At 63.4% G+C, this 15,378-nt stretch carries 12 protein-coding genes; 6 read left to right on the plus strand and 6 right to left on the minus strand.

The annotated features are described in order from the left end of the window. Position 1 precedes the first annotated feature (1 nt). Positions 2-670, minus strand: coding sequence for a tetratricopeptide repeat protein (locus N1058_RS02335; RefSeq protein ID WP_265515856.1), 669 nt, complete (start codon positions 668-670; stop codon positions 2-4). 260 nt (positions 671-930) lie between these two features. Here N1058_RS02335 and N1058_RS02340 point away from each other — a divergent pair, with 260 nt between their 5' ends. After that, entirely contained in the window at positions 931-1,914 is a 984-nt protein-coding gene (locus N1058_RS02340; RefSeq protein ID WP_265515857.1) for a polysaccharide deacetylase family protein, read from the plus strand. Between the two features lie 33 nt (positions 1,915-1,947). Here N1058_RS02340 and sbmA read toward each other — a convergent pair whose 3' ends face one another. Both sbmA and N1058_RS02350 read right to left on the minus strand, forming a co-directional pair. Beyond that, positions 1,948-3,228, minus strand: coding sequence for a peptide antibiotic transporter SbmA (gene sbmA, locus N1058_RS02345; RefSeq protein WP_265515858.1), 1,281 nt, complete (start codon positions 3,226-3,228; stop codon positions 1,948-1,950). 200 nt (positions 3,229-3,428) lie between these two features. Further along, positions 3,429-5,009, minus strand: a complete 1,581-nt coding sequence (locus N1058_RS02350) for a BCCT family transporter (protein WP_265515859.1) — start codon at positions 5,007-5,009, stop codon at positions 3,429-3,431. Positions 5,010-5,359: 350 nt separating this feature from the next. Here N1058_RS02350 and N1058_RS02355 point away from each other — a divergent pair, with 350 nt between their 5' ends. From N1058_RS02355 to N1058_RS02365, 3 genes are all read left to right on the plus strand, one after another. Further along, the gene (locus N1058_RS02355; RefSeq protein WP_265515860.1) at positions 5,360-5,626 is read left to right on the plus strand and encodes a YMGG-like glycine zipper-containing protein; all 267 of its coding nucleotides are present in this window, start codon (positions 5,360-5,362) and stop codon (positions 5,624-5,626) included. A gap of 265 nt (positions 5,627-5,891) precedes the next feature. After that, positions 5,892-6,875: a sugar-binding transcriptional regulator gene (locus N1058_RS02360; RefSeq protein WP_265515861.1), complete on the plus strand. Its 984-nt coding sequence runs from the start codon at positions 5,892-5,894 to the stop codon at positions 6,873-6,875. A 96-nt stretch (positions 6,876-6,971) separates the two neighbouring features. Continuing rightward, positions 6,972-9,026, plus strand: coding sequence for a bifunctional aldolase/short-chain dehydrogenase (locus tag N1058_RS02365; protein WP_265515862.1), 2,055 nt, complete (start codon positions 6,972-6,974; stop codon positions 9,024-9,026). Positions 9,027-9,093: 67 nt separating this feature from the next. On the opposite strand, the gene N1058_RS02370 is transcribed toward N1058_RS02365, so the two are convergent. The 3 genes from N1058_RS02370 to N1058_RS02380 all read right to left on the minus strand — a co-directional run bounded on the left by N1058_RS02370 (position 9,094) and on the right by N1058_RS02380 (position 12,775). Next, positions 9,094-10,149, minus strand: coding sequence for a substrate-binding domain-containing protein (locus N1058_RS02370; RefSeq protein ID WP_265515863.1), 1,056 nt, complete (start codon positions 10,147-10,149; stop codon positions 9,094-9,096). Between the two features lie 35 nt (positions 10,150-10,184). Then, positions 10,185-11,171, minus strand: coding sequence for an ABC transporter permease (locus N1058_RS02375; RefSeq protein WP_265515920.1), 987 nt, complete (start codon positions 11,169-11,171; stop codon positions 10,185-10,187). Positions 11,172-11,257: 86 nt separating this feature from the next. After that, positions 11,258-12,775: a sugar ABC transporter ATP-binding protein gene (locus N1058_RS02380; protein ID WP_265515864.1), complete on the minus strand. Its 1,518-nt coding sequence runs from the start codon at positions 12,773-12,775 to the stop codon at positions 11,258-11,260. Positions 12,776-12,901: 126 nt separating this feature from the next. Between N1058_RS02380 and mtnK the strand changes: the two genes are divergently transcribed. Beyond that, positions 12,902-14,191, plus strand: a complete 1,290-nt coding sequence (gene mtnK / locus N1058_RS02385) for an S-methyl-5-thioribose kinase (RefSeq protein ID WP_265515865.1) — start codon at positions 12,902-12,904, stop codon at positions 14,189-14,191. After that, the gene (gene mtnA, locus N1058_RS02390; protein WP_265515866.1) at positions 14,188-15,294 is read left to right on the plus strand and encodes an S-methyl-5-thioribose-1-phosphate isomerase; all 1,107 of its coding nucleotides are present in this window, start codon (positions 14,188-14,190) and stop codon (positions 15,292-15,294) included. Before mtnK ends, mtnA begins: the two co-directional genes overlap by 4 nt. Positions 15,295-15,378: the final 84 nt, after the last annotated feature.

Genomic DNA, 15,378 nt, shown 5'->3' on the forward strand with positions numbered 1-15,378 from the left:
GCTAGTTGGACGCCGGGCCGGAGCCTGCGATGAGCTCGGACATGAGTTGCGCGCGATCCTTCACGCCGGAGGGGGCCTGCGGATCATCGATGATCTGGCCGAAGAGCGCCAGCGCGTTTTCGCGGTCACCTTCCTTCCATGCGGCCAGGCCCAGCGCCTCGCGCGCACTGTGACGCATGGCGTTGCCGTCCGCCGTCAGCGGCTCGACGCGCGCGGCGACATCGGCATAAGAGCCAGCATCGACGAGGATGAAGGCGGCGCGCAGGCGGGCGATATCGCGCAGGGCCTGCGGGGCGGAACCATCGGCGGCGACGGCATCGAACTTTGCCACCGCCTCATCCGCCCTGCCCTCATCGGCAAGGATCGTCGCCGAGCGCATGCGAGCAAGCAGCGGATAGGAGCCATAGCCTTCGGTCTCCAGCGTCTCGAGCGCGGCCAATGCCTCGGCCGTGCTGCCCTCGTCCACGAGGGTCAGCGCACGCGCAAAGGCGTCGCCGGACTCATTGGCGCGCGACGTCGTCCAATATTCATAGCCGACAAAGGCCGCAGTGCCGGCGATGACCAGAGCGGCGACGGCAATCGCAATCGTGCCAAAGCGCTTCCACAGCGCCTTGAACTGATCCTGGCGAAGCTCTTCGTTGACTTCGCGAATGAAACTGTCGTCGGACATTTGGCCTCGTCGGTGAGATTGTGCCGGGTCTGGCCGGCCTTTTTGTTCTGCCCGCGTTTTAGCGAAAAAACACGCATATGGAAGGGGCTACACGCTGGCGCGGCGGATTCAAAGCCCACTGTCCGCATTTCCCAGTCCGCAACTGCCTCTGCATGCTCCTTGTCGGAATTAAGGCGGCGGCTCCGTTCGTGCCCCCGGCGGACAAGAGCAGGCCATAATTCGTCTCTATCGCCACGGGGTTCAAGTACTCGGGGATTTTCATGTTTTCTTATCTGCGTACCGGTCTTTGTGCGTTGTCCTTCCTACCTTTTCCCGCACTGGCCACCCCGCCTTCGACAGATCCTCAATATGTCATCCTCTCCTTCGACGGGGCCTCGTTCGTCGAGCAGTGGGAGCGCAGTCGATCGCTTGGCCGCAAGACCGGCGCGCGCTTCACATATTTCCTGTCCTGCGTCTATCTGCTGACGCGGGATACCCGCGATGAATACAAGGCGCCGGGCATGAAGGCCGGCCGGTCCAACGTGGGCTTCGCCGCCTCGCCGGAAGATGTGCGCGCAAGGCTCGGGCAAATATGGACCGCCCGCGCGGAAGGGCATGAGATCGCCAGCCATGGCTGCGGGCATTTCGACGGCAAGGCGTGGAGCAAGAAGGACTGGATGGCCGAGTTCGACCAGTTCACCACGATCCTCGAGGGCGCCTGGCGGATCAACGACCTTGAAGGCGAGCCCGAAGGCTGGAATGCGTTCGCCACGGGCGAGATCAAGGGCTTTCGCGCGCCCTATCTTTCCACCGGTCCCGGGCTCTACGACGCATTGGCGGCGGATGGCTTCGATTATGATGCGAGCACCGTTTCGCGCGGCCCGGCCCGGCCGGCGAAAGATGGCTGGATCACCCGCTTCGCGCTGCCGCTCATTCCGGAGGGCCCTTCGGCCAAGCGGCTGATCGCCATGGATTACAATCTTTATGTCCGCCACTCCGGCGGCAAGGAGGCCCCCGACCAGGCAGGCGCCTTCACCGACCGCGCCTTTGAGGCTTTCATGGCCGCCTTCGAGCGCGAATATGGCGGGGAGCGCGTGCCGCTGCAGGTCGGCTTCCACTTCACGCTGATGAATGACGGCGCCTATTGGAAAGCGCTGGAACGCTTCGCCGAAGAGGTGTGCGTCAGGGACGATGTCCGCTGCGTGAGCTACCGGGAGTATCTGCAGGAGAAGCGGCGAGAGACGGGCGCGGGCGTCGGCGGATAGGGCCAGAGCCTATCCGCCGTCAAAGCGGCGATTTCAAGCTACCTGCTCCAGATAGCTTTCGGCCACATCCGGTGGCGCATCGAGGTCGATCTCGGCTTCGAAGGCCTGCAGCCGCTTGTAGACCGACATCAACTCCACGATGGTCGACCAGGAATTGATCAGATACTGGAACGAGCCTTCGACCCTGCTGAAGGCACGGATGATCTGTTGCATGACACCAAGCGTGATTGCACCGCTGACGATAGTCGGCCCGAGCGCGATGTAGGGTACGAGGTTGCCGATCTGCAGATAGAATATGCGTACCAGATTGAAGTACATGTAGTTGAAGTAGAGCCGGAAATAATTGCGACGGACATTTGAGAAAAGTTCTCGGACCGTCGGCGGATCCGCCCTTTCCGCGTAATCCTCGCCATAAACCAACTCCTTACGGTAGGCAGCTTCGACGCGTTGGTTCCTGAATTCCAGTCCCGGCAGACGAATGCCAGCGACCGCAACGACGGCCGTTCCGAACACCGACCAGAGAATGGCGACAAACACCAGGCCCTGGGTGACCTCGCCGATGACAGGCAGTTCCTTCACATGGGCCGAAAGTCCCCATAGTAGCGGCAGGAAGGCGATCAGCGTCATCAGCGAGTCCACGAGGCTTACACCGAGCCCTTCGGTGATCGAGGCAAAGCGCATAGTGTCTTCCTGTACGCGCTGGGCGGCGCCTTCGATGTGCCGCAGGCGCTGCCAGCGCGCCATGTAGTAGGCGTTCATCGCCGTGCGCCAACGAAAGATGAAGTGGCTTACGAAGAAGCGGAACAGCGTGGCAAAGAAAACATAGACCAGCGCGATCTTGAGAAAATCGGCGATCTGCCAGTAAAAATCGCCTGCCTCGACGGCGCCAGGATTCCCCAGGGCGAGTTGCACCATGTTGTAGAAGGTGCCGAACCACTCATTGATCATCACGTCGAGCTGGACGAGGAACCAGTTGACGAAGAGGATCAGCGCTGAACCCGCCACCGACCAGCGCGCCCATGGATGCGGCGAGTATCGCATCCAGAACCCGACGAAGAGAAGAATGGCGGCGATGAAATACTGGTAGAACCAGAAACCTACAGCATTCGACAAAGCTTCGGCATTGGCTGCCTGCGCGGCTTCGTCAGCGCCTTCCTGAAGCGCTTCGGGAAAGCCGTAGCCGAAGAAGTGGCCGAGCCCTAGGGATTGACCCAGGTCGTTTGCAAAACCGTACCAAACGAGGATGCAGAACAGCGACCAGGCGACAAAGCTCGCGAAGAACAAGCGCGGCTTTGGAAAGAAGGATACGAACATGTTTGCCCCAATAGCGGCTGGATGACGCGCCGGATGACATCTCCGGCGCAGGAAGCCATTTTTCAGCGCACCTTATAGGTAGGGGATTTCGGCATAACAATGATTCTACATAATTGACATTTGCGTGATCGTTCGCGCTCGCGCAAAAAAAAGAACCCCGCCGTTTCCGGCGGGGTTCGAGTGGTAATATGCGGTTCGGCTTACCGTTCCTCGGTCGCCAGTGCCTTCCAGGTTGCGTAGAGCATCAGAACCAGGAGGATGGCGAACGGGAAGCCGGTCGCGATGGAGCCGGCTTGAAGGGCCGCGAGCCCTCCGCCCAGCAACAGCACGATGGCGACCAGACCCTCGAAGATGGCCCAGAAGACGCGCTGCGCCACCGGAGCGTCTATCTTGCCGCCGGCGGTGATGGTGTCGATGACCAGCGAGCCCGAGTCCGACGAGGTGACGAAGAAGATGATCACCAGGATAATGCCGATCAGCGAGGTCAAGCCAGCCAGCGGCAGATCGGCCAACATGGCGAACAGCGACAGTTCCGGCACGTAGTCCACCACCGTCTGCTGAACGCCGGTATAGCCTTCGGCCAGGAACTGGTTCAGCGCCGTGCCGCCGAAGGTGGTCATCCAGAGTATGGAGACCAGTGTCGGGATGATCAGCACGCAGGTGATGAATTCGCGCACCGTGCGCCCCTTGGAAACGCGGGCGATGAACATGCCGACGAAAGGCGACCACGAAATCCACCAGGCCCAGTAGAAGGTGGTCCAGCCATGCATGAAGGCGGTATCTTCACGGCCGATCCAGTTGGACAGGGCCGGAAGATCCTTCACGTAGTACCACGTGTTGGAGAAGAAGCCGGTGATAATCGCCATTGTCGGTCCCAGGATGATGACGAAGAGCAGAAGCAGGATCGCCAGAACCATGTTGATTTCCGACAACCGCTTCACGCCGGCTTCGAGCCCGGCCACGACGGAAACGAGGGCGATGGCGGTGATGCCCAGGATGAGCAAGACTTTCATCGTGTCCGTATTGGGAACGCCGTAGAGCTCGTTGAGACCGGCAAGTGCCTGCGATGCGCCGAAGCCAAGCGACGTGGCAAGACCGAAAAGCGTTGCGAAGACCGCCATGATGTCGATCACATGTCCGATCCATCCGCGGATGCGTTCGCCGAAGATCGGATAGAAGGCCGAACGAACGGAAAGCGGGAGACCCTTGTTGTAGCTCGCCAGCGCAAGCGACAACGCCAGCAAGGCATAGATCGCCCAGGGGTGAAGACCCCAATGGAAGATGGTCGCGGCCATGCCCATTTCGCGCGCCTGAGCGACGGCGCCCTCGACCAACTCACCGTCGACCAGCGGCGGCGCCACGCCCAGCGGAGGATTGTTGAAGTGGTACATCGGCTCCAGCACGCCGAAGAACATGAGGCCGATGCCCATGCCGGCGGCGAACAGCATCGCGAACCAGCCGGCGTAGGAGTATTCGGCAACCGCATCCTTGCCCCCAAGGCGCACCTTTCCATAAGGCGAGACTGCCACGACAAGGCAGAAGATCACGAACAGGTTGGCCGCGATCATGAACACCCAGTCGAATGTCGATGTCAGCCAAACCCGCAAGCCGCCCATCACCTCGCCCGCAGTCTCCCGGAAAATGAGGGACAGGATCACGAAAGTCACAATCAGAACAGCCGAAACGAAAAAGACCGGATTGTGTACGTCGAGCCCCAAGAAACGGACATTGTCCTGTCCCGGTTCGAGGCCATGCTCTTCCTGGACGGAAGTGTCTGTCATTTTTCTCTCCATTTTACTGTCCGGCGCGAAAATTCAGCATCGCCCCAAGGATGCAACGCCGGTACATTCCTCCGCATCAGGCTGAGCCTGTCGTAAATCAAATGCCTCAAATGGTCACATTGCGACCACAAACATGCGGATTGAGACCAACGTCCAACAAAACGGACCGAAATTGAACCCCATTTGGACAAAAAGCGACTTTTCGCCCGGTCGTTTCCAGAACATTCTCGCCACGTTTTCCGGAGAGGCTTGACGCGTGTCCGGCATCAGCACAGCATCGCCGCGCAATGTCCGGAACAAATCGACCCGCGGCGAATTGACCCGGGCGTAATATATTTTTGGAGAGAACCATGAAAAAACTTCTTCTTCTGGTGCCGTTCGTACTTGCCCTTGGCGCTTGTACCCCCACGCAGCAAGGTGCTGCGGTCGGCGGCGCAGGCGGCGCGGCAATTGGCGCGCTGGCTTCCGGCAACAAGGTTGAGGGCGCCATTATCGGCGGTGCTATCGGCACGGTCGCCGGTGCGTTGGTCGGCAGGGCCTCGGAAAATAGCAATCAATGCATCTACCGCGACGAATACGGCCGCCGCTACACGGCAGCGTGCCCGCGCGGCTACTAGCGCAGTCACCCATCCAGTGCGCGCGTCTTTCGGACATGCATCGCGCGCTGCGAGGGCTTGATCCGATTCTCGGAGCCAAGCAGGGGACATAGCCATACGAGCCGACAAGGCCGGAGCGGAAACGCTCCGGCCTTGTTGCGTTGGGCCCTGCCCTGGCCAAGCACTGGTATGATCAACCATCACCCTTCACGCCCCTTGCTTGACTGCAGCCTTGCACGATTGACTTTTGTCAATGTGCGTGAATAATGTCTAGCGGAGGAGATCGATGGCTTATCGACCGGCTGACCAGATCGTGCACAAGGCGGCGTGGCTTTACTACACGCACGGTTTGCGCCAGGACGAAGTCGCGCAGCGGCTGAACATCTCGCGCGCCTCGGTGGCGCTCTACCTGCGCCGCGCGCGCGAGGCGGGCATCGTCAACATCTCCACCTCCACGCATCTGTTCCGGAACGACATGATGGCCCGGCAGGTCGAGGATCTGTTGGGGCTCGAAACGGTGTGGCTTGCCGGCGAGGAAGGCCTGACGGCCAGCCCCGCCGACGAAATCCCCACCCTAGCGGCAAATGTGTTCGTGGAGATGGTGCGCAATGGCGACCGCATCGGCGTTGCCTGGGGACGCACCGTCTACGCCATCGCCGACGCGATGAACTATGCCGACCGCGAAGGCGTGAGCGTGGTGGAGCTGTGCGGCAATCTGGGCTCGCCCTATTCCTACCGGCCCGACCAGTGCACGATGGAGATCGCCCGCAGGCTGAACGCGCGGGGGCTTAATTTCTATGCGCCTCTGGTACTGGGATCGAAGGAGCTGGCGGCCGCGCTGCGCGAGGAGCCGGTGATCCGCGAGCAGCTCGATCTCGTCAGCCAGTGCGACCTGGCGCTGTTCACCGTTGGAACGCTGGACGCCGATAGCCATGTCATCAAATGCGGGGCGCTGAGCCTTGAGGAACTGGCGCAACTGAAGGCGTTGGGCGCCACGGGCGTGATCGCGGGGCAAATCATCGATGCCGATGGCCAGCTCATCGACTGCGACTATAACAAGCGGATGATATCGGCGGATTTCGACGCCTTCCGGGCGATCCCGCGCCGCCTGATGGTGGTGCAGGAAGACGAGAAATTCGAGCCGCTGCGGGCGGCGATCAAGGGCGGGTTCTTCACCCATCTCATCATCGCCGCGCCGATGGCCAGGCGGCTGCTGAAGACGTTCGGCGAGGCCCCTCGCCCGAATGTGAAGGCCGGCGCGCCGGCCTGACCGACCTCCTTGCTGGAGCCTGTTTCGGAAAAGAGGGGGCCTTTTTCGGATCATGTTCCAGCCACAACGACCCATCGAGAAGCAAACAGGACAGTCATGCAGAATCTCTGGAACGACAGCGAAGCCGACAAGCTCGTCAACGCCTATGGCGAAAAAGGCGTCGACCGCGACCTTGCGCTGAGGGTTTACACGACCAGGCTACTGGGCGGCGAGCCGCGGCTGGTGCTGCACGGCGGCGGCAACACCTCGTTGAAATCCAAGGCGACCGACATCCTCGGTCGGGAATGGGACGTGCTGTGCGTCAAGGGCAGCGGCTGGGACATGGCGGTGATCGAGCCGCAGGGCCTGCCGGCGGTGAAGATGGAGGCGCTGCTGGCGGCGCGCGGGCTGAACAGCCTTTCCGACGAGGACATGGTCGCCATGCAGCGTTCCAACCTTATCGATCCGGGTTCGCCCAACCCGTCAATCGAGACGCTGCTGCACGCCTTCCTGCCGCATAAATTCGTCGACCACACCCATTCGACCGCCGTTCTGGCGCTGATCGACCAGGAAAACAGCGAGGAAGTATGCCGCGCCGTCTATGGCGGCCGGCTGGGGTTCGTTCCCTATATCAAGCCTGGCTTCGACCTCGCCAAGGCGGCCGCGGAAATCTATGAGCGGAACCCCGCCGTCGAGGGCCTTATCCTCGACAAGCACGGCATCTTCACCTTCGCCGAGGGCGCGAAGGAAGCCTACGACCTGATGATCGAATTCGTCACCATGGCCGAAGAGCATGTGGCGAAGAACGGGAGGAACCCGTTCAAGCCGGTCGTCCTGCCCGCAAAGCTGGCGACGCCGGAGGAGATCGGCCCCTATCTGCGCGGGGCCATCGCCATCGATGAGGGCGAAGGGCGCTATGGGCGCATGGTCAGCGACTTCCGCACGTCGGAGAAGATCCTCGACTATGTGAACGCGGACACGGCGGAGGAGCTCGCCCTGCGCGGGGTCTCGACCCCCGATCTTTCCATCCGCATCAAGACGGGGCCGATGGTGCTGCCGGCGCCGGAGGCCGGAAAACTCGACGAGTATCGCAAGGTGATCCGCGAAAGGGTGGCGGCATTCTCGGCGCGCTACAAGGAATATTTCGAGACCAACAACGCAAACGACGATGTCGAGCGCACCATGCTCGACCCCATGCCCAGGCTTACGCTGGTGCGCGGTCTCGGGCTGTTCGGCCATGGCCGCAGCATGAAGGAAGCGAAGATTGCCGCCGATGTGGGCGAGATGCTGGTCGAGGCGGTCACCGGCGCCGAGGCCATCGGCTCGTTCCATCCGCTGGCGCTGTCGGACCTTTTCGAGCTGGAATACTGGTCGCTGGAGCAGGCCAAGCTCGCCGCCAACAAGCCCAAGGCGCTTTCCGGACAGGTGCTGCTGGTGACGGGGGGTGCCGGCGCCATCGGCGCGGCGACGGCAAAGCTGTTTGCCGCCCAGGGCGCCCACGTGGTGGTGGCCGATCTTAACGGCGACAAGGCGGCCGCCGCCGCGAAGGAGACCGGCAACGCCTCCATCGGCGTCGCCTGCGACGTTACTGATCCCGCCTCCGTCCGCGCGGCGTTCGACCGGGCGGTGGCGGTGTTCGGCGGTGTCGACATCGTGGTCTCCAATGCCGGCGCGGCCTGGGAAGGGCGCATAGGGGAACTGAGCGACGAGACGTTACGCAAGAGCTTCGAGCTCAACTTCTTCGCCCATCAGAGCGTGGCGCAAAATGCGGTGCGGCTGTTCCTGAAGCAGGGAACGGGCGGCGTGCTCTTGTTCAATGCGTCCAAGCAGGCGGTTAATCCCGGCAAGAATTTCGGCGCTTATGGACTGCCCAAGGCGGCGACGCTGTTCCTGTCGCGCCAGTATGCCCTCGACTACGGCGCCCACGGCATTCGCTCCAGCGCCGTCAATGCCGACCGCATCCGCTCAGGCCTTCTCACCGACGAGATGATTGCCAGCCGCTCGGCAGCGCGCGGCGTCTCGGAGAAGGATTATATGGGCGGCAACCTGCTCGGGCTGGAGGTGCGGGCGGAAGACGTCGCGCAGGCCTTCCTGCACCAGGCGCTGGCCGAACGCACGACGGCTGACGTTACGACGGTGGATGGCGGGAATATCGCGGCGGCGCTGCGGTAGCTGCGTTCAAGCTTTCATGCAAAAGGGCGGCCCGGGAGCCGCCCTTTCTCGTTCAGTTTCCTTCGCCTCAATCGCGCGGCGGCAGCGGCATCCAGTCCGGCACGGCGACGTCGGCGTGGGCGAACTGGGGCAGTTTGGCGGCCAGTTCGTCCATGTTCTTGATGTCGCCCTCGTTGAGGACATCCTGCGTGATCAGGGTCGGTGGCACGATCACGCTCTGGCCCGGATCCTCGCCGGCTAGAAGCATGGCGAGCGCGCGCACTGAGACCTCGCCGACCACCGCGGGATTGGTAGCGGCGGTGGCGACCCAGGCGCTGCCCGGCTCGCGCATGGCGGAGATGTCGGCGGTCGACACGTCGGCGGAGTAGATCTTGATGCTGTCGGTCAGGCCGGCCTCGTCGACGGCGATCTTCACGCCCTTGGCGAACTCGTCATAGGGAGCGAACATGACCTGGATGTCCGGGTTGGCCGTGACGACCGAGCGTGCCTGGTTGGCGACGGAATTGGCGATCGGGTTGTCCAGCGTGCCGAACTGAGCCACTTCCTCGATGCCTGGATATTTCTCCTTGAACTGAAGCCAGGTCTCGTTGCGGCGGTCGAGCGGGGCGATGCCGGCGACATAGACATAGCCGGCCTTCCACTCCTCGCCATTGTCCTTGATGGCCTGCTCCAGCGCCAGGCGCGCGAGGTCGCGGTCGGACTGCTCGATCTGCGGAATGGCCTCGTTCTCGACATTGACGTCGAAGGCCACGACCTTGATGCCGGCATCCACCGCGCGCTGAGCGGCTTCCTTCATCGATTCGGTCAGGCCGTGCTGGATGATGATGCCGTCGACGCCGAGCGCGATGGCCTGGTCGACCATGTCGGCCTGGAGGGCGGCGTCCTGGCGGCTGTCGAGGACGCGCAGGTTCACGCCCAGCGCCTTGGCCTGCGCCTCCACGCCCGACAGATAGGCCTGGAAGAAGTCACCGGTCGACAGATAGCGCACCAGCGCGATCTCGACGTCGCCGGGATTGTCGAAGGGCGCGGGCATGTCCTGCGCGCTCGCCCCCACCGGCATCAGCATGCTGGCGCCAAGAAGGCCGGCCGCCATCTTGGCGACGGTTCTGCGGGTAAATCTCATTCTTTCCTCCACTGGTTATTTCTCTTTTTCCGTCGCTACCTGGTGCGGCCAAGCAGCGCGAAAGTGAACACGAGCGCGATGACGAGCACCGCACCTTTGACGAAATCTTGAGTGTAGTAGGGCACGTTCATCATGGTCAGGCCCTGCAGGAGCACGCCGACGAACAGGGCGCCGATGGCGGTGCCGAACGCGTTGGGCTTGGCCGCACCCAGGACGGCGAAGCCGATGAGCGCGGCGGCGACGGCGTCGAGAAGCAGGTTGTTGCCCGATGCGATGTCGCCCCGGCCAAGACGCGCCGCCAGAAGAATGCCGCCGATGGAGGCGAAGACGCCGGAAATCACATAGGCCCAGATCTTGTAGGCCTTGACCGGAGCGCCGGCGAACTCCGCTGCGCGGGCGTTGGAGCCCACGGCATACATCATGCGGCCGAAGCGGGTGTATTCGAGGAAGAACCAGATGAGGACCGCGAGCACGATGAGCACGACCACCGAGGCGGGCACGAGATTTTGGATGAAGAAGTCGAAGCGGTGCCGACCCAGCGCCAGAAACGCCGGGCTGAACGTTCCTTCGGCGGTCGAGCCGTCGGGCATGGTCATGCCGGCGGCGATGGAGCGGCCTTCGGTCGGGATGCGCTGGAGGCCGATCAGCAGGAACATCATGCCGAGCGTGGCGAGCAGGTCGGGCACGCGCATGTAGCAGATGATCAGCCCGTTGATGAGGCCGACAAGGGCGCCGATGGCCAAGCACGCGAGCACGGCGACCAGGGCATTCTGCTCCAGCACCACCATGACATAGGCGGCGGCCATCATCGAGCTGGTCGCGATGGAGCCGATGGACAGGTCGAAACCGCCGACGACCAGCGTCGCCGTGACGCCGAGCGCGAGAATGCCGGTGATGGAAACCGATTGCAGGATGAAGACTGCCGCCTGCGGCGAAGTAAAGCCGCGCGTGGCCAGCGAAAAGAAGACGATGAGGCCGAAAAGCAACGTCAGGAAGCCATAGCGGATGGCGAGATGGCGCATCGGGAGGACGGCCCGCGCCGCCGGCTTCGGCCGATCCGCATTCGTCTTTTCCGCCAACTGACTGTCCATCCCGAGCTTCTCCGTCATCAGGCTGCGCCGACCTGCCCCCCGGCGACATCCGCCAGGAGTCGTTCCATATCCACGTTTTCGTTGCGGTGCTCACCCACCAGTGTGTGCTCCGACATGACCAGTATCCGGTCCGCCGTCTCCAGCGCCTCGTCGAGCTCGGTCAGGAAAATGAGCGTCGCGCGGTCGCCGGCGCTGCCGCGGAGCTTGGCGGCTATGTCGTGGCGGGCGGAGATGTCGACGCCCTGAAAGGGCTCGTCGAGGACGAGAAGCCGTGAGGGCTGCGCCAGCCACCGCGCCACCGTGACCTTTTGCTGATTGCCGCCTGACAGCGTCGCCAGATCGTCGCGCTCGGAGCGGCAGACGATCTTCAGGTCGGCGATCTGGGCGCGCGCGGCGGCGCGCTCGGTGCCGCGCCTCGTGACGCCCAGCCGGGAAAGGCGCGGCAGGAAGGGCAGGCTCATGTTCTCATAGACGTTGAAGTCCGGCACGATGCCGGTCTTGGCGCGATCCTTGGCGACCAGGAAAACGCCGCGGGCGATGGCTGCCGCCGGGGTGGCAGGAGCGTAGGATGTGCCATCGAGACGCATCGCGCCGGCCAGCGGCGCCTGAAGGCCGAATACGGTTTCGGAAAGCAGGGTCTTGCCGACGCCGACGAGCCCCGTGACGGCGACGATCTCGCCCGCGCCGACGGCCAGCGAAAACGGCGTGGCGCCGGGCTTCAATTGCAGGTCGCGCGCTTCGAAAACCGGTTTTGTCGCCGCGCGGGCGGCAATGCCGCTTTGGCCGAGGGACTGGCCCAGCATCGCGTCGACCGCGCCTTCGTAGTCCAGCGGCTTATCCTCGAACAGGCCGGAGATCGCGCCGTCGCGCAGGCTGACGATGCGGTCGGCGACGCGGCGGATATCCGACATGCGGTGGGAGATGTAGAGAATGGCGACGCCGCGCTCGCGCAGGCGGTCGATCAGGGAGAAAAGCCGGTTGGCCTCGTGGCTGGAGAGCGACGAGGTTGGCTCGTCGAGCACCATCACCTGCGGCTTGTGCGCCATGGCGCGGGCAATGGCCACCATCTGGCGGTCGGCGAGCGGCAGGTCGGTGAGATCCGCCTTGAGGTCGATGGAAAGCCCCATGCGCTGGGCCACCTCGCGCGCCTCGCGGCGTGTGCGGCGCGGGTTGAAGAAAATGCCCCTGCCCGGACCGTTGAACCGGTCGAGAACGAGATTGGATGCCACGTCCAGCGCGCCCACCACGCCGTCGTCGATGTTCTGATGGACGGTCACCACGCCGGCGCGCATCGCCTCGGCCGGGCTCGAAGGCGCAAAGGGCGTTTCGCCCAGCATCATGACGCCGCGGTCGGCGCGATAGATGCCGCTCATGATCTTGACGAGTGTGGACTTGCCGGCGCCGTTGGCGCCCATGAGCACGGTCACCTCGCCGCCCCGCAGTTCGAGCGAGACGCCGCGCAGCACCTCGTTGGGGCCGAACGACTTCCTCAAGCCCGCAATGCGGAATGTGGCGCGGAATGTGGCACTGCCCATGACTTCCTCCCATCGTGACGCTAGCAGGTAACAAGCATTTGTCAATATCGTTGACAAATGACAGAGCCTTGCTAGCCTAGCACCGATGCCTCCATCATGCGGGAGGCAGAACGACGGGAGGAACGCATGCAGAAGACGGCCCCGGAAATGGAGTTCAAGGCGCTGAGCGTGGAGACGCTGCCGGCGCGGCTGGGCTCCGTGGACGCGGTGGCGAGCCTCGTGGGCGGGCCCGCCGAAAACTCGCCGGGAAGCTGGAAAGTGCGCGAGGTCGGCGACGGCAATCTCAACCTGGTCTTCATCGTCGAGGGCGCCAAGGGGGCGGCGGTGGTCAAGCAGGCGCTGCCCTATGTCCGGCTTGTCGGCGACAGCTGGCCGCTGCCGCTGAAGCGCTCCTTCTTCGAATATCACGCGCTCATCCGCCAGGAAAAGCGCGATCCGGGGTCGGTGCCGGCGGTGCATTATTTCGACGAGGAGCAGGCGCTCATCGTCATGGAGTTCCTGTCGCCGCATGTGATCCTGCGCCGCGCACTGATCGATGGGCGCGAACTGCCGAACATCGCGAGGGATCTCGGCCTTTTCACCGCGCGCACCCTGTTCCGCGGCTCGGACTTTTCCATGGAGCACAGGGAGCGCAAGGCGGACCTGGCGCTGTTCGCCGACAATACCGAATTGTGCGACATCACCGAGAACCTCGTCTTCACCGACCCCTATTTCGAGGCGCCTATGAACCGGCATACGCCGGGACTCGACGGGCTGGTCGGGGAATTGCGCGCCGACCGCGACCTGAAGGTTGCCGCGCAGACGATGAAGCATATATTTGCTTCACGTGCCGAGACGCTCGTGCATGGCGATCTGCATTCGGGCTCCGTGATGGTGACCGACAGCGAAACCCGGATCATCGACCCGGAATTCGCCTTTTATGGCCCCATCGCCTTCGACGTGGGCATGCTGCTGGCCAATTTCTGGATGTCCTATTTCTCGCAGCGCGGGCACGAGGCAGATGGATCGCGCACGTCGATGCGCGACTATCTTCTCGGCGTCGTGGAGGAGACGTGGAACGTGTTCCGCGCCGAATTCGCAAATCTCTGGCGCACGGAGCGCACGGGCATGCTGCATCATCGCTGCCTTTATGAAGACCGGGGCGATGCGCTGGGTTCGGAGCAGGCGCTCAATCACGTGGTTCATGGCGTATGGACCGACATGCTGGGCTTTGCCGGTGTGGAAATACACCGGCGCATATTGGGCCTCGCCCACAATGCCGATTTCGAGACTATCGAGGACGAGGCGTTGCGGGCGCGGTGCGAGACGCCGGCGCTGAAATTCGGCCGGCACATCGCCGTGAACCGCAACCATATCCAATCCATGGACGAGCTCGCCAGGCTCGCCCGTCTGCTCGACGAGGGAGAAGTCTCGTGAAAGTCGCAGGCACACATTATCGCACCATCTGGGTCAATGAAGACGGCTGGTCGGTGGACCTGATCGACCAGCGCTGGCTGCCGCACGAATTGCGGGTGGAAAACGTGACCAGCGTGGAAGGCATCGCCGCCGCCATTCGCGACATGTGGGTGCGCGGGGCGCCGCTGATCGGCGTCACCGCCGCCTATGGCGTGGCGTTGCGCATGCGCGAGGACCCATCCGACGCCGCGCTCGACGCGGTGTGGGAAGAACTGCACGAAACGCGCCCCACCGCCATCAATCTGCGCTGGGCGCTCAACGAGATGCGCGGGCTCCTGCGGGGACTGCCCGAGAACGCCCGGGCTTCTGCGGCTTACAAGCGGGCGGCGGAGATCGCAAACGAGGACGTGGAGCTGAACCGCGGCATCGGCCGGCACGGGCTGGCGATCATCAGGGAGATCGCCAGGACCAAGAAGGCCGGCGAGCCGGTGAACATCCTCACCCATTGCAATGCCGGCTGGCTGGCCACGGTCGACTACGGCACCGCGACATCGCCGATCTATCTGGCGAGCGAGGAAGGCATTCCGGTTCATGTCTATGTCGACGAAACGAGACCCCGGAACCAGGGAGCGCATCTGACCGCTTGGGAAATGGCCGGCCATGGCGTGCCGCACACGCTGATCGTCGACAATGCCGGCGGGCACCTGATGCAGCGCGGCATGGTCGACATGGTGATCGTGGGCACCGACCGCACCACATCCATCGGCGACGTGTGCAACAAGATCGGCACCTATCTCAAGGCGCTTGCCGCCAAGGACAATGGCGTGCCCTTTTACGTGGCCCTGCCCTCGCCCACCATCGACTGGACCGTGTGCGACGGGGTGAGGGAGATCCCGATCGAGGAGCGGTCGGGCGACGAGGTGTCGCTGGTCTGGGGCCGCGACGAGGACGGCAGAACGCGGCAGGTGCGCATCTCGCCCGAGGCGACGCCCGCCGGCAACCCCGCCTTCGACGTGACGCCCGCCCGGCTGATCTCCGGGCTGATCACGGAACGCGGCGTGGCCGAGGCGTCGGAGAAGGGGCTGGCGAAGCTGTTCCCGGAGCGGGCTAGAAGCGCAGCTTGAGGCTTTATCTTACCTGCGTTTTCCGGGCAGATCGGTGTGAAATTCATGTGGGACCGGGCACCTCACCTCGTCATCCCGGCCAAG

Origin of the sequence: Nitratireductor luteus, from assembly GCF_026162365.1 — a bacterium.
GTDB classification, from domain to species: Bacteria; Pseudomonadota; Alphaproteobacteria; order Rhizobiales; family Rhizobiaceae; genus Chelativorans; species Chelativorans luteus.